This window comes from Natronorubrum sediminis, assembly GCF_900108095.1.
GTDB lineage: Archaea > Halobacteriota > Halobacteria > Halobacteriales > Natrialbaceae > Natronorubrum > Natronorubrum sediminis.
Map to the genome: position 1 here is coordinate 36,778 of NZ_FNWL01000004.1, position 15,747 is coordinate 52,524.

General features: G+C 64.0%; 12 protein-coding genes. 8 read left to right on the forward strand and 4 right to left on the reverse strand.

What is annotated here, in order from left to right; genetic code table 11:
* Positions 1 to 24: 24 nt before the first annotated feature.
* Together endA and BLW62_RS15305 are read left to right on the forward strand one after the other, a co-directional pair.
* Entirely contained in the window at positions 25 to 1,083 is a 1,059-nt protein-coding gene (gene endA, locus BLW62_RS15300; RefSeq protein ID WP_090508112.1) for a tRNA-intron lyase, read from the forward strand.
* 75 nt (positions 1,084 to 1,158) lie between these two features.
* Complete coding sequence (locus BLW62_RS15305) at positions 1,159 to 2,337, forward strand: FtsZ/tubulin family protein (protein WP_090507915.1); 1,179 nt, start codon at positions 1,159 to 1,161, stop codon at positions 2,335 to 2,337.
* Positions 2,338 to 2,356: 19 nt separating this feature from the next.
* On the opposite strand, the gene BLW62_RS15310 is transcribed toward BLW62_RS15305, so the two are convergent.
* From BLW62_RS15310 to BLW62_RS15320, 3 genes are all read right to left on the reverse strand, one after another.
* Positions 2,357 to 4,171, reverse strand: coding sequence for a gamma-glutamyltransferase family protein (locus BLW62_RS15310; protein WP_090507916.1), 1,815 nt, complete (start codon positions 4,169 to 4,171; stop codon positions 2,357 to 2,359).
* A gap of 146 nt (positions 4,172 to 4,317) precedes the next feature.
* Entirely contained in the window at positions 4,318 to 5,268 is a 951-nt protein-coding gene (locus BLW62_RS15315; protein ID WP_090507917.1) for an ornithine cyclodeaminase family protein, read from the reverse strand.
* A gap of 62 nt (positions 5,269 to 5,330) precedes the next feature.
* Positions 5,331 to 5,726, reverse strand: coding sequence for a methylated-DNA--[protein]-cysteine S-methyltransferase (locus tag BLW62_RS15320; protein ID WP_090507918.1), 396 nt, complete (start codon positions 5,724 to 5,726; stop codon positions 5,331 to 5,333).
* Positions 5,727 to 5,836: 110 nt separating this feature from the next.
* Between BLW62_RS15320 and BLW62_RS15325 the strand changes: the two genes are divergently transcribed.
* From BLW62_RS15325 to BLW62_RS15335, 3 genes are all read left to right on the forward strand, one after another.
* Entirely contained in the window at positions 5,837 to 7,465 is a 1,629-nt protein-coding gene (locus tag BLW62_RS15325; RefSeq protein WP_090507919.1) for a tryptophan--tRNA ligase, read from the forward strand.
* A gap of 329 nt (positions 7,466 to 7,794) precedes the next feature.
* A complete protein-coding gene (gene pheS / locus BLW62_RS15330; protein WP_090507920.1) occupies positions 7,795 to 9,321 on the forward strand; it encodes a phenylalanine--tRNA ligase subunit alpha in 1,527 nt (508 codons plus the stop codon).
* The gene (locus BLW62_RS15335; protein WP_090507921.1) at positions 9,321 to 11,150 is read left to right on the forward strand and encodes a tRNA ligase subunit PheS family protein; all 1,830 of its coding nucleotides are present in this window, start codon (positions 9,321 to 9,323) and stop codon (positions 11,148 to 11,150) included. Before pheS ends, BLW62_RS15335 begins: the two co-directional genes overlap by 1 nt.
* A 392-nt stretch (positions 11,151 to 11,542) precedes the next feature.
* On the opposite strand, the gene BLW62_RS15340 is transcribed toward BLW62_RS15335, so the two are convergent.
* Positions 11,543 to 11,740, reverse strand: a complete 198-nt coding sequence (locus BLW62_RS15340; RefSeq protein WP_076583016.1) for a hypothetical protein — start codon at positions 11,738 to 11,740, stop codon at positions 11,543 to 11,545.
* 245 nt (positions 11,741 to 11,985) lie between these two features.
* Between BLW62_RS15340 and BLW62_RS15345 the strand changes: the two genes are divergently transcribed.
* From BLW62_RS15345 to BLW62_RS15355, 3 genes are all read left to right on the forward strand, one after another.
* Positions 11,986 to 12,294, forward strand: coding sequence for a non-histone chromosomal MC1 family protein (locus BLW62_RS15345; protein ID WP_076583332.1), 309 nt, complete (start codon positions 11,986 to 11,988; stop codon positions 12,292 to 12,294).
* 370 nt (positions 12,295 to 12,664) lie between these two features.
* On the forward strand, positions 12,665 to 13,990 hold the full coding sequence (locus BLW62_RS15350; protein WP_090507922.1) for an MFS transporter: 1,326 nt from the start codon (positions 12,665 to 12,667) through the stop codon (positions 13,988 to 13,990).
* Between the two features lie 165 nt (positions 13,991 to 14,155).
* A complete protein-coding gene (locus BLW62_RS15355) occupies positions 14,156 to 15,682 on the forward strand; it encodes an amidase (protein WP_090507923.1) in 1,527 nt (508 codons plus the stop codon).
* Positions 15,683 to 15,747 lie beyond the last annotated feature (65 nt).

Genomic DNA, 15,747 nt, shown 5'->3' on the forward strand with positions numbered 1-15,747 from the left:
AATCCCGCACGCCAAAAGCCGGGTATGGGACTCGAGGGGCGATTCGACGAGGACGCTGGCGTTATCCGCGTCGGCAGTGACGCACGCCAGCGCTATCACGACTCGCGAGGCTACGGCTATCCACTCGAGGGCAACGAGATCGCCCTCGCACCCGTCGAGGCGGCACACCTGCTCTACCGCGGAGACCTCGACGCGGTCGTCGACTCGAGCGGGAATCGACTAAACTTTCGCTCGTTCGCGGCCCGCGAACCGGGCGAGCGTTTCGGCGTTCGGTTTCTCGTCTACGCAGACCTCCGCTCACGAGGGTTCTACCTCTCGCCGGCCGCGGAGCCGTGGATCGACGCGCCGCCGGAGGGACCGACGGACTTCGCCGTCTTTCCTCGCGGCAAGGGGCCGGGAGACGGCGAAATCGAGCACGCCCTCCGCGTGATCAGTGAGCGAACCGACGTGCCGGCAACTGATCTCGAGGACGGCGTGCTCGCCGTCGTCGACGAAGAGAGCGAGATTACGTACTTCGACGTCTCACCGCGGGATCCGACGGGGTCGTCGAATCCAGATTCGTCGTTGCCGAACAACTGCGAGGCCGACCTGCTGACCGACCGAGTTATCGTCTGGGAGCCACCACGCGACCTCTACGAAGCCACGTTCTACGGCCAGCCACTCGAGGGCCGAGAGTACGAGGAACCGACGCTACAGTGTTCGTTGCTCGAGGCGACCTATCTCGCCGAACGCGACGCGATCGATCTCGAGGTGGAGACGCTGCGAGCGCGCGGCGAAGCCGTCGAGGGCGAACGATTCGGGCGTCGACTAGCGGTGTACACCGAACTGCGCGAACGAGAGATCGTCCCCAAAACGGGCTACAAGTTCGGCGCGGACTTTCGAACGTACGCCGACGTGGAGTCGGTCGAGAACCTCGGCCACTCCGAACTCTTGATTCGGGTCCATCCCGACGATCACGTCTTCGAGCCGCGAGATCTCGCACTCGACGTTCGCCTCGCCCACGGCGTCCGTAAGACGATGGTGTTCGCGCTGGTCGACGACGGCGAAATCGAGTGGTGGTCGCTCGAGCGATTGACGCCCTGAAGCGACTCGAGGCCTTACGGAAGCTGTTTCGGCGCGAGCGCAACCATAAAAACCCCGACGGCCGAGCATGGGAGCATGCAACTCGAGGTGATCGGCGTCGGCGGCGCGGGCTGTCGGCTCGCCGACGCGATCCGTGCGGCGGAGTCGGCGACTCGTCCATTTCTCACCGACGTCTTCGTATTCGATACCGACGAGACAACGCTCCGACAGACGGTAGTTCCCGAATCGAACCGATATCGCTACGGCGAGGCTAACGCAGCCGAAGGAGGTGCTGACGGTGGGGACGGCGACGGCTCGAGAGCGATCGAACGCTGTTTCGAGGAGGGAGACGAACGCGCCGACGACGTGCTCGAGGTGGTAGGACGTGAGGAGTCCTCGGCGGCCGACGCGTTTCTCGTCACGGTCGGCCTCGGGGGGACGACCGGTGGCGGAACGGTTCCGGCGCTCGTCGCGACACTCCAGCGGACCTACAAACAGCCAGTGTACGTACTGGCGACGCTGCCGGCCGATCGGGAGTTCGACGCGTCAGCCGGCGAAAGTGAGGGTCTCGCCGGCCACGCGAGAACGGCAACCGCCACGTCAGACACCGAACCACCGCGTCCGGAGGCAGCGACGAACGTCCTCGCGACGCTCGAGCGTCTCGAGGGACTCGCGAGTGCGATCGTGTTGTTCGACAACGAGGCGTGGCTCCGGCCGGGGGAAACGCTGAGCGACGCTCGAGACCGATCCAACCGGGAGGCTGCGACGCAGGTCGCGGCCGTGTTCTCGGGGGGTTCTGGCGAGTCGGGCGAGGCGACCGCCCAGACCGTGACCGACGCGAGCGACGTCGAACGGATCGTGGGGAGCGAGTCCGCGTTCGTCACGCTCGGCTACGCCGAACAGGCCGTCGAGACGACGAGTTCGCGTTTCGGGCTCGGGCTCCTCACGACGGATCGCGACGTCGACACCGCCGAGGCCGTCAGCGCCGTCGAAACCGTCGTCAGGAAAGCGATTCGCGGCAAGCGCAGCATCGAGTGCGACCCCGAGGCCGCCGACCGCGGGTTGTTGATCGTCGGCGGCCCGCCGGCGTGGCTCAACCGGAAGGCGATCGCCGACGGCCGACGCACGCTCCAGACGGCGATCGACGGCTCCAGCATTCTCGGCGGCGACGCGCCACGCCCCGACGGCGAGACGGTGTTCGCGGGCGTCGTTCTGGCCGGTATCGGGCCGATGGAGCGACTCGAGGAGCTGCGTGACGCGGCGGACGCGAGATAACGTCCGCGTCGCTCGCGCTCTACTCGGAGTCGGACAGCGTGTCACCGTCGGCCGTCGTAATTCTCGATTCGGCACCGATCTGTGGCGCGTCGTCGTCCTCGAGGACGAGCATCGTCGCGGTTCCGACGGACGGCGCGTCCACGACGTCGTGTCCGCGATCCTCCAGGTCCTCGAGCACATCTTCGGGGTACGACGATTCGATCTCGAGCACATCTTCGGGGTACGACGATTCGATCTCGAGCGTGTTTTCGGCGTCGTGGGGGACGTCGGTCGCCGGAAACGCGGTACTGACGAATCTGGGGTGGGAGATGGCGTCTTGTGCGTCGAGTCCGAATTCGGCGACGTTGAGAAACTGTTGGGTCTGGCCCTGGGGTTGGGTATCCACGCCGGTGTTTCCGCCCAGAATGTAGGGGTCGCCGTCGCGGAGGGCCAGATACGGATTCGACGTGTGTCGGACCTTGTAGCCGGGAGTGACCTGATTCGGATTCTCGTCCTCGAGGGAAAGCATCCGCATTCGGTTGTTGATGTGAATTCCGGTCTCACCGACGACCAGAAACTGCGCGCCCAGACTGGTCGTTACGGCCGCCGCGTTGCCGTCTCCGTCGACGACGTGGAAGGTGGAGGTGTGATCGGCGTCGCCGACGGAGGCGAATGCGGACGAGTTCGAGTTCGAGTCCGAATCCTCGAGTTCGGAGTCGATCGGCCACTCCATGGCCTCGTCCGTGTCGATCCGGTCGCGCTGGGACGTCGCGTACTCCTCCTCGAGCAGTTCCTCGACCGGCACGTCGACTCGCTCGGGGTCGCCGACGTGGTGGTTTCGGTCGGCGAACGCGAGTTTGATCGCCTCGACTTGCACGTGAATCGCGTCGGCGTCGTCGGGCTCGAGGTCGGACACGTCGTACTCCCGGAGGATTGCCAACGCCAACAGTTGCGTGATCCCCTGGCTGTTCGGTGGGTTCTGATAGACGTCGATGTCCTCGTCGTACTCGATCGAGAGCGGCTCGGCGAGTTCGGCTTCGAACGCCTCGAGATCCTCGTCCGTGAGATAGCCGTCGTGTTCATCGGAGAATTCGACGATTTCCTCGGCGATTGGCCCACGATAGAAGTAGTCTCTCGCGGCCTGTACCGCCTCGGTTCGACCCTCCTCTCGCTCGTCATCGTACGCGTCGACGAGCGACTCGAACGTCTCCGCCATCTCTTCTTGGTACGCCGTCTCTCCCTCCGCAAGGAGGTCTCCCTCGGGCATGTAGAGGTCCGCTGCGTCGGATCTGTCCTCGATCTGCGCGGCTTCGTCCTCGAGCCAGTTGGCCATCTCCTCGCTGACCGGGTAGCCCTCTCGAGCCAGGGTGATCGCCGGCGAGAGCACCTCCTCGAGGTCGAGCGCGCCGTACTCCTCGAGCCACACCATCCAGCCATCCCAGGCACCGGGGACGACGGCCTGGTGCATGCCGTCTTCTTCGGCGCGCTCCTCGAAGTCCTCGACCGTGGCGTCGGAGCCGACGGGGCCGACGCCGTCCACGCTGGTCACCTCCTCGGAATCGGCGTCGTAGTAGAGCGCCCAGCTGCCCCCGCCCAGCGCGGAGGAAAACCAGGGCTCGACGACGCTCAAGGCACAGGCGACGGTGATAGCAGCGTCGGCGGCCGTTCCGCCCTCCTCGAGGACCTCGAGACCGGCCTCGGTCGCGAGGTGGTGCTGGGAGACGACCGTTCCTGCGTCGGCGTCCGCTCGCTCCTCGGAGTCCGTCTCCGGAACGTTAGTACAGCCGGCGATGGTGGCCGCGCCGATCCCGCCGCTGCTCGCGAGAAACGCGCGGCGAGAGCGATTGGTTCCCATAGCGGGTGGACAGCGCGAACGGGGTAAAATGGCGTGGGGCGTTTCGAGGCGTAGTGTGATATTACGGTCGCCTCCGCCACGAATCGACGGTCACCCCTGCCACGAATCGACGGTCGAATACGGCCGCCAGCGGGCGCGGGTGACAGTCACTCCTTGGACTCCTCGGACGACCCAAACGCCTCGAGAAAGCTGTTTCCAAGGACGACCTCCGTGCCGGAAAGCCCGACCGAACAGAACACCGTGAGGTCGGCCGCGCTCGAGCGCCCGCGGTCGGGTTCCGCGAGTACGTCGGCGAGTTCGACGAGTTCGTCGTCGTGCTCGCTTCCGACGACCGTCGGTCGGTCGGTGGCCTCGAGTTGTGGTATCGAGTCCGTCGTAATTGCATCGGCGCGCTCGAGCACCTCGAGTGGCAGTTCGTGTGCGGTTTCGAACTTCGGGCCGATGGTCGTGACGTGCGTGCCCGACTCGAGCCACTCTGAGTCGAAGACCGGGTCCGTGCTGTTCGTCGCACAGACGAGCGCGTCGGCCGAGCGAACGACCGGTTCGGGGTCCTCGAGTGCACGGACGGAGGGGCCGACGTCGTCGTCGGCCGTCTCCGCGAATTCCCGTCGGCTGTCCGGCGTCGGACTGTAGACGAGAACCTCCTCGAAGTCACGGACCGCACAGGCCGCGCCGACCTGCGCTCGAGCCTGAAAGCCGCTTCCCAACACGCCTAACGTGGCGCTGTCCTCGGGTGCGAGCGCGTCGATCGCGACGCCACCGATCCCACCGGTTCGTAGGCCGCCGACGGCGTGGCCGAGGAGGAGCCCCCTGAACGCGCCGGTCGTCGCGTCGAAGACGGCTACCAGTTCCGTGTGGTCCGCGCCGGTCTCGGGATGGGTCTCGTAGACTCGGAAACCGGCCGCGTTCGTCGAGCCGGTTGCCGCGCCCGCGGTGAACACCAGGTCGCCCTCGCCGGCGTCGACGTGCCACCGCGGCGGGGCCTCGAGCGTCCCCGCGGCGCGCTCGGCGAAGGCGTCTCGCATGGCGTCGACGACCAGCTCGTAGTCGTACTGTGAATAGACATCGCCGTCAGTGAGGATCGAAACGGTGGACATACGGAACCAGTCGGTCGCGGCGACTATAACAGTTAGAGCGACAATTCCCAGGGAGTGGCTGGCTACGGCTCGCCCGGAATCGCCGCTCCCTCGTGCTCGAGAAGCCGTCGTTTCAGGTCCAGGCCGCCAGCGTAGCCCGTGAGCGAGTCGACGCCCACGATTCGGTGACAGGGGACGATCACGGGAATCGGATTCCGTCCGCAAGCCTGCCCGACGGCGATGGGCGCGCTCTCGAGGGCCGTCGCGACCTCGCCGTAGGTTCGTGTCTCACCCGCCGGGATGTCCGCCATGGCTCGCATGACCTTGCCCGTGAACCCCTCGAGGTAGTCGACCTTGAGGTCGAACTCGGTGCGCTCGCCGGACTCGTACTCCAGGACCTGCTCGCGGATCGTCGCCGGGTCAGCGTCGATCCGCGACGCGTCGATGTCGCGCGTCGTGTCGAATAGCTGGATCTCCATGAGTTAATATCGATATGGACGTGCGAGGTAATGGATTACACGGATAGTGTCGAGGCGCACGACGGCGAAGCCGAAGGCTTTTGCGCGCCCGAACGCGAAGAAAACCAGTAATGACCGGAGACGAGCCACTCGAGAGAGCCGAGTCAGGGGAACCGACGACCGATGGAGGTGAACGCTCCGTGCTATCGCAGTCAGCGCTTCGTGCCGACGGCGGCGCTGCCGGAGCCGACGACGTTGCCCTCGATCCGTGGGGTTCCTCGAGCGTCTCCGACTATCGAAACCTCTTCGAGGAGTTCGGCATCGAGGAGTTCGACGAGGTCCTCGAGGAGGTCCCCCACCCACACTACCTGATGCGCCGAGGCGTCATCTTCGGCCACCGGGAGTACGGCCCGGTCGCGGAGGCCCTCCGGAACGACGAGCCCGCAGCCGTTCTCTCGGGATTCATGCCGACGGGTGACCCCCACATCGGCCACAAGCTCGTCTTCGACGAGATCATCTGGCATCAACAGCAGGGAGCCGACGCCTACGGGCTGATCGCCGATCTCGAGGCCAATGCCGCCCGCGGCATGAGCTGGGAGGAGATCGACGAGCACGGTCGCGACTACCTGCTCTCCCTGCTCGCACTCGGGTTCGACCCCGAGGAAGGCACGCTCTACCGTCAGTCTGAAAACCGCGAACTGCAGGATCTGGCGTTCGAACTCGGAGCCGAGGCCAACTTCTCGGAGTTCCAGGCGATCTACGGCTTCGACGGCGAGACCGACGTTTCCCACATGCAGTCGGTCGTTACCCAGATGGCCGACATCCTCTACCCCCAACTCGAGGAGCCAAAGCCGACCGTCATCCCCGTCGGCCCGGATCAGGACCCTCACGTTCGACTCGCCCGGGACCTCGCCGAGCGAATGCGTTTTTTCAAGGTCAGCGAGGCCTACGCCAGCTTCGAACTCGAGCCCGCAGAGCGCGACCTCGTCGCCGACTGCTACGAGCGACTCGATCCGGCCGACTTCGATGACGACGACCTTCGGTGCGTCCACGTCGCTGAGGCGCTCGAGGAGACGCCGCTTTCGGACCTCGACGTTCCAGCCGACACGCTCGCGTCGGTGCTCACGAAACTCGAGGAAGCCGGAATGGAACCCGTTCGTCCCCGCACTCGTTTCTTCGATCGACGGGCGACCGAGGACGCCTTCGACGCCCTCATCGACGCCATCGAGGGCGAGAAACGGGTCTACGAGAGTCACATCGACGCCTTCGAGATCGAACTCGAGGAGGCAGGCGAACTCGCTCGCCAGGTCGAAGTCGACAACGGCGGCCACGGCTTCCAGCCACCGTCGTCGATCTACCACCGATTTATGACCGGGCTGACGGGTGGCAAGATGTCCTCCTCGATTCCTGCGAGCCACATCTCGCTGCTCGACGACCCCGAAGACGGCTACGACAAGGTGAAGTCGGCGACGACCGGCGGCCGCGAGACGGCCGAAGAACAACGCGAGAAGGGCGGGAAAGCCGACGAGTGTCCCGTCTACGAACTCTACGCCTACCTGCTGGCCAGCGACGACGACGAGTTCGCCAAACGCGTCTACGACGAGTGCGTCGGCGGCGAGCGTCTCTGTGGCGACTGTAAGGAACAAGCCGCCCAACTCATCAAGGAGTTCCTCGCAGAACACCAGGAAAAGCGCGCGGAAGTCGAGGACTTGCTCGAGCAAGCGGATATCGAACTCGAGTCACCACGCCGTCGCTCGTAACGGGTTTTGGGGTGAGTGGCTCCCCGTTCGTTCGATCCTCGGGATGCCCCTAATCGCGAAACATCGAGCGACACAAGACTTTTTGTCTGGTATCGCAATACGAGAGGCATGGCACTCGAATCCCCCGCCCGTGTCAAGCGAGACGCCAGACGACTGCGTGACAGACGGGGATTCGGTTTCTTCTTCGCCCGGTGACGCCGGGCCGGTGGATCCCCGCACGCACACATCGTGTATCCGGGGCGAAACCGCACCGTTAAATCGGCTGTCGGGAGCACCCGACGAGTATCGGAACCGCTAACTGAGAGACACGCAGCCATACGAACAAGCGAATGCAACTTCCCGAACAACAGGTCGCGGTCGTCGAGGCCGCGAGCGCAGACGAGGCCCAATCCGTCGACGCCCTCGCTGCGGCGACCGACCTTCCCCCCGAGACCGTCACCGGCGCGGTTTTCGCGCTCGAGGAGGAGGGACTGGTCGCCGTCGACGAACGCGTCGACGAAACGATCGCGCTCACCGACGAAGGACGCGAGTATGCCGACGAACAGCTCCCAGAGATCCGACTCTACGAGGCAGCACTCGAGGCCGGAGCCGACGCCGACGCCATCGGAATGGGTCAGGCGATCGGAACGAGCAGCCTCGAGGGGCCACAGGTCGATATCGCCCTCTCGAACTACGCCCGGAAGGGCTACGGCGTCATCGACAGCGGCGAGATTACGGCCGATGCCGACGCCGAGCCAGCCGCCGACGCCGAGGCGAACGCCCTCGAGACGCTCGCCAGCGAGGATGGCGTTCCCGCCGAGAGCGCCGACGTGGACGAAGACACCCTCGAGCACCTCGAGCGCCGGGGCTTGCTCGAGGTGAACGAATCGACCGTTCGCGAGGTGACGCTCACCGACGCGGGCGTCACGGAGCTGATGGCCGGTATCGAGACGGCCGAGACGGTCGGACAGGTCACGCCCGAACTCCTGACCAGTGGCGAGTGGGAGTCGGTCGAATTTGCCGAGTACAACGTCGAGGCCGACGCGGAGTCGGTCGAGGGCGGACGCGTCCACATCCTCCGCCAGATGTCCGAGCGCGTCAAAGACGTGCTCGTCGGCATGGGCTTTCAGGAGATGGACGGCCCCCACGCCGACGCGGACTTCTGGATCAACGACTGTCTGTTCATGCCACAAGACCACCCCGCGCGCACCCACTGGGATCGGTTCGCCCTCGAGCAACCGACCCACATCGACGAGTTACCGGACGACCTCGTCGAGCGTGTCGAACGCGCACACAGAGAGGGTGTCGGCGAGGACAGCGAAGGCTACCACTCGCCGTGGGACGAGGACTTCGCGCGGGCACTCGCCCTGCGCGGGCACACCACCTCGCTGTCGACGCGGTACCTCTCCGGAACCGAAATCGGCGAGGTCGAACCGCCCGCACGGTTCTTCAGCGTCGAAAAGGCCTACCGAAACGACACCTTAGACGCGACGCACTTACTCGAGTTCTACCAGATCGAAGGCTGGGTGATGGCGGAGGATCTTTCCGTTCGAGACCTGATGGGCACCTTCGAGGAGTTCTACGCCCAGTTCGGGATCGAGGACATCCAGTTCAAGCCACACTACAATCCGTACACGGAACCGAGCTTCGAACTGTTCGGCACCCACCCCACGACGGGCGAACTGATCGAGATCGGCAACTCGGGTATCTTCCGCGAGGAGATGTTAGAACCCTTGGGCGTCGACTGTGACGTCATGGCCTGGGGGCTCGCCTTAGAGCGCCTCGCCATGCTCACAACGGGCGCGGAGGACATCCGCGACCTCCACGGCACGCTCGCCGACCTCGAGTTCCTGCGAAACGCGGAGGTGACCTACTGATGCCAACAGTCGATATCGACCCAGACGAACTCCGAGAACTAACCGGCCACGAGGAAACGAGCGACGACGACCTCATCGACGACCTCTTCGGCCTCGGCCTCGAGTTCGAAGGCCGAACCGAAGACGGCGAGTTCGAACTCGAGTTCGCCCCGGATCGACTCGATCGCCTCTCCGTCGAGGGCGTCGCTCGCTCGATGCGCTATCACTACGGCGACGCTCGCGGCGTACACGTCCCCTCACCGAACTCGGCGGAGTGGACCATCGAAGTTGACAAGTCCGTCCCCGACGAGCGCCCCTACGTCACGGGTGCCGTTATCCGCGACGTGAACCTCGACGAAGACGCGCTTGACTCGCTGATCCAGCTCCAAGAGAAGCTCCACGCGACGATGGGGCGAAAACGCGCGAAGGGCGCGATCGGGATTCACGACCTGACGATGCTGAAAGGAAGTACGGCGACGGACGGCGGCGGGTCGACGATCCAGTACGTCGGCGTCGACCCCGAAGAAGACACGTTCGTCCCGCTCGATTCGGACCTCGAGATGACGCCGGCGCAGGTCCTCGAGGACCACCAGACGGGCCAGACGTACGCCGACCTCGTCAGCGGCTACGAGCGCTACCCTGCGATCTACGACGATCTCGGACTGTTCTCGTTCCCGCCGGTGATCAACGGCCGGCGCACCGAGGTCTCGACCGACTCTCGAGACCTCTTCGTCGAGATGACGGGCACCGATCAGTGGACGATCGACAAGATGTTGAACATCGTCTGCTACGCGCTCTCTGCGCGCGGGGCGACGATCGAGGATGTTTCCGTCGAATACCCCGATCACGAGTTGGTACGACCGGATCTCTCGACGAAGACGAAGACGGTCGCACACAGCCGCATCGAAACCATTCTCGGGATCGATTTCGATCCTGCGGAAGTGATCGACCTGGCCGAACGCTCGGGACTCGAGGCCACGAAACGCGAGGACGAAGAGACGGGCGACGGCGAGGAGAGCATCACGCCACTGGAGGATCGAGATGGACTCGAGAAACGAGACGCCGCGAACAGCTCGGACACGCCCCAGGCAACCGACGACGCCGCGTCGTCGGGCGACCTCGTCTACGAGGTCACCATCCCGCCCTACCGCGTCGACGTGCTCCACCCGCTCGACGTCATCGACGACCTCGGGCGCGCCTACGGCTTCAACGACCTCGAGCCCAAGTACCCCGACGTGGGCACCGTCGGCGGCCGTCACGAACGCTCGCGACTCGAGCGGGCCGTTCGCACGCAGCTAACCGGCCTCGGCTTCGAGGACATGCTCAACTTCCACATGATCAACGAGGAAGCGAATTTCGAGCGCCTCGGACTCGAGCCCGATTCGGCGGCCTACGGCGCCGGCGAGCCGGCGACGATCAAAGAGCCCTACAGCGAGGACTACACGATGCTCCGGACGTGGGTGCTCCCCTCGCTCGTGATGGTTCTCGAGCGAAACACCCACCGCTCGTACCCACAGCACCTCTCTGAGATCGGCTTCCGCGCGGCACTCGACGACGGCGAGAACACGGGCGTCGGCGAAAGTCGACACGTCGGGGCCGTCCTCGCGAACCACGATGCTGGGTACGAAGACGCCAAGGCGCGACTGCAGGCGGTCGTCGACGATTTCGACGGCGACCTCGAGACCCCGCCGACCGACCACCCATCCTTCATTTCGGGTCGAACGGCAGCGATCGTCGTCGACGGCGAAGAAGTCGGCGTGATCGGCGAGGTTCACCCCAAAGTGCTCGTCGAACACGACCTCGAGGTGCCAGTTGCAGCCTTCGAATTCGATCTCGAGGCGCTTCGGTAGGGCAAGCGACGGTTTTTGGTCCAGATTTTGCGCGAACGGCGACGCCGTGAGCGGAAAAGGTGGGTTCGTGGCATTCGAGTTCGATCTCGAGGCGTTGCGGTAGTCGAGAGTCGTTCTCGAGTTTCGGTGTATAGCGACGACCCACGGTGGTAGTCCGACGTACTGTACCGCGAGCGAGTGAAACGAGCGAGCGGGCCGACGATTGACTCGAAGCGAGCGGAGTGAGCGAAGAGGAAAGAGAAGGCTTTTAATCGAATTTTTGCCGAGTGACGGCACGCTCGGCGGCAGCTACGCTGCCGACAGCGTGCCAGAACGTGGTTCGAGACGCCGAAAGCGTCTCGTCATCACGAGAGAGCTTGGCTCTCTCGAGCGACAGCGCAAAACTTCGTTCTCTAGAATTCGTGTTCGACGTCCTCTTTGTCGGCTTTCTGGATAATGATCTTGCCGTCCCGAACTCGAACGAAGACTTCGTCTCCGATATCCATCCCCGCGACTGCGAGTTCGTCCTCGTGGAGATTGAGGTGGACGTTGTGATAGTTGCCATCTTCGTCTTTCGCACCGCTTGGACTCAGCTTCTTTTTCCGTACCATCGCGGGATTCTATTCCGAACTTCGCCGTAGGATATACTTAAGTGTTTTCGACGGCTCAAGGAATAACCGGTACGCTCATGAAACGCATCCGGGGCCGAACCGGTGAAGACGACAGTCGGAGGGACTGAAGAGACTCTTAGAACACTGGCGCAGGCAATCTACATAAAAGTAGTGGCACGTTCACTCAGTTTTCAGGGATATCTTTATGTCGGACCATGTGCTGAATTGGCATGGAGTCGAAAACCATGGTACGTGAAGACGGTAAACGAAACTTTGCACTGCGCGAGTCGGGCGGCGACGAGTCGAGCGTCTTTTCGGGTAATACACCCCGTCAGGCGGCGCTCAAGGCGGCCCGACGGCTCGAGCCGGGCTCGAGTGAAAGTGACGCAGAACGTGTCGAACTCCGACTACGGGAGAAAGGAACGAGCAAGGTACACATCTACGAGGGGTGGGCGTGGGAAGAAACGGCACCCGACGACAAGCCCAACTGGATGCCCGACGAGATCACCGAAGCGAACGTCTCGAAGGAAGGCATCGAACACTTAGAAGAGTAACGTTGTCCTCGAACGTGCTTTCGCGTTCCACACACCTCGAGTGTGGGTTGTCGAATTATTGCAGCGATTAGCTGAGATATCGTCGTTTTTCGAGCTGCGAGAGACAGTTGTCAGATCCTTAAACGGCTCTAGGTTGGATGAGTGGTATGCCCACGTCGTGTTATTATTGGGTGTGACTAATAAATACGTTTAACCGACCCCGTGCGTCCACTGTAAAGCGTGAGATGAGTTCAAACGTCCATAGAATATCGATTTGCGAAAGGGTTTGTGTTCTGAATCTCCAGAGATTGTGGCCGTGTACAACAGAACGGTTCGTCTCGAGCGCGACGCCACTCGAGCGTAACGGTCGTTCTAGCGACGGGGGAACGCGATGATCGACCGAAAGTGGATCAACCTGTTGCTCGCGACCGCGATGTTCAATCTGGGGTTCGTCATCTGGTTCTCGTTCGCCCCCTTTACCGACGAAATTGCCGCGGAGTTCGGGTTATCGGTAGCCCAACTCGGATTGGTCTCGAGTGCGGCCGTGGTCGCCGTCCCCCTCGGCCGGATCGTTATCGGGCCGGTCACCGATAAACTGGGTGCACCGGTGACGGCCGGAGTCACGCTCGTCGTCGTCGGAATCTTCTCGATTCTCAGCGCGTTCGCGCCGACGTACGAGATATTCACCGTCTCGCGGATCATCGCTTCGCTGGCGGGGATTACCTTCGTCATCGGCATCCAACACGTCGCACAGTGGTTCGAAGAGGAGAACCTCGGCCTTGCCGAAGGAATCTTCGCCGGCGTCGGCAACGCCGGTGCCGGCCTCGGGGCGTACTTTACGCTGCCGCGGATTTTCGGCGAGGGGTACGCCGGACCGCTGTTCGCCTCGAACTGGCGAGCGGCGTTCTTCTACACTGGTGTGCTCGCCGTCGTTCTCGGAATCGTCTACTACGTCGTCGGCGACGCCGCCAGGACCGAAGAACGACGGCAGGCTGCCAAAGCTGGCGTCACCAAGGCCCAGTGGCTCTACATCGCGACGCGCCACGGTGCCGTCGTGCTTTCGGCCGCCTACATCATGACCTTCGGTCTCGAGGTCGCGATGAACGGCTGGCTCGGCACCTACTACCGCGAGGGGTTCGGCGAAGGCGACCTCGTGATCGCGGCGACGTTCGCGGCCACGTTCTCGATCACGGCCGGGTTGCTCAGACCGCTTGGCGGGTGGATCAGCGATGTTCTGGCGCGCAACGAGCGGAACATCCTCCCGTGGTTCGAGGGCCGCTACCGCGAGCAGTGGACGTTCGCCACGATGGTGTTCGTCGTCGTGGCCCTATTCGGCATGACGGCTGCCGGGTTGTCCGGCAACATCTATCTGGCCGTGTTCGCCGGCTTCCTGGTCGGCGTCGGCTGTGCGTTCTCCGAAGGGGCGATCTTCGCGCAGGTGCCGGCGATGTTCCCGGATAACTCGGGAACCGTCGCGGGCATCGTTGGCGGGATCGGAACAGTCGGCGGATCGGTGTATCCGCTCCTGTTCGCCGCTCCCTTCCTGCCGAATCTCCACGTGGGCTACGCCGTCGTCGCGCTCACGATGATTCCGCTTCTGGTGCTGACCGTCTGGGTGTTCCAGCCACACATCGCCGAACGCGCGACCGAAGACGGCTGGATCGTCGACGAACAGCCAGCGCCGACGACCGCCACCACCTCTCCGAGCGACGACTGAGGTGACACCGACAGACGATTGTGGCGAGATCGGCGGGCGACCGCGACGACACAGTCCGTCTCGAATCACGCGCCCGGAACTACGTACTCGAGTGCGTTCACGAATCCGTGAAGTTCGTATTCGGCGTCAATTAACGACTTTACTGGGCGTCTCGAGTACCTCCGTATGCCGATTCGACCGCCAACGAAAGCGACGCTGCGCGAACTCGGCGAATCGTTGTTTCTCGACCTCACCGACGAGGAACTCGAGCAATTCGTCTCACTGGCCGAATCCCGCGTGAGCGCGTACGAGACGGTTCGGTCGTACGATCCCGCGTCTCGACTCGGCGGGTTCGACCGGCGTGAGCGAAGCGCTGGAATCCGCGTCCCAGACGAGGAGAATCCTCACAACGCCTGGGTGAGTCGCTGTTTCGTCGCCGGTGACGATGGCGGCGCGCTGGACGGACTCGAGGTGGCGATCAAGGACAACGTCTGCGTCGCCGGCGTCGAATTGACCTGTGGCTCACAGGTCGTCGAGGGCTACGTACCAGACGTGGACGCGACAATCGTTACGCGGCTGCTCGAGGCCGGGGCGGACGTCGTCGGTAAGGCGAACATGGACGACTTCGCGATGACGAGGACGGGCCACAGCACGTTCGGATCGGTGACGAACCCACACGACGACGACTACCTCGCAGGGGGCTCGAGCGGCGGTAGTGCGGTCCTCGTCGCGACGGGCGACGCGGATGCGGCGATCGGCACCGATCAAGGTGGGAGCGTTCGGATTCCGGCCGCCCTCTGTGGGATCGTCGGCCACAAACCGACCTACGGATTGGTTCCCTACACCGGCTGCATCGGCCTCGCACACGCGATCGACCACCCCGGACCGATGGCCCCGGACGTCGAGACGACCGCTCGGCTGCTCTCCGTCATCGCCGGGAGCAACGAGCGAGATCTGCGTTCGCACGCGCCTGTTCCAGTCGAGCCGTATCACGAGCGTCTCGAGGGCGACGCGGCCGACCTCTCGATCGGCGTGCTCGAGGAAGGGTTCGATCGGGCCGAAGCCGACGAGGGCGTCCTCGAGCGCGTTCGAACGGCCCTCGACGCGCTCGCGGACGAGGGAGCCTCGCTCGAGGACGTTTCCGAGCCGATGCACCGCGATGCGGGCGACATTCACACCGTCTGCACGGCGGAGGGACTGCTCGACGCGATGATCGGCGAGGGGATGGGCCACGGCTGGAAGGCCTGGTACAACACCTCCTGGATCGAGTTCTTCGGCTCGGCGCGTCGGGTTCAGGCCGACGACTTTCCGGCACCGCTGAAGCTGTCCGTGCTGATGGGCGCGTACGCGAACGAGACCTATCACTCGCGGTACTACGCCGACGGGATGAACCTCGTCGTCGAACTCACCGAACGTTACGACGCGTTGCTCGCGGAACACGACCTGTTGGCGATGCCGACGACACTCGACACCGCGCCGGAGACTGTCCCCGAAATGGACGAATTCGACCGACTGCGAGAAGAGATCGTCGTCGCCAATACGACGCCGTTCAACCGAACCGGCCACCCCGCGATCAGCGTTCCCGTCGGCGAGGTCGACGGCCTCCCCGTCGGACTCATGCTCGTCGGCTCTCGATTCGACGACGCGACGGTCCTCGATGCGGCGGCGACGCTCGAGGCGGTGACACCGTCGATGCCGTCAGTACCGACCTAGCGTTCGAGCGTTTCAGAAGAGTCGACTCGAGTGTCGAACGACGGGTCGAAGAACCACGGCAACCG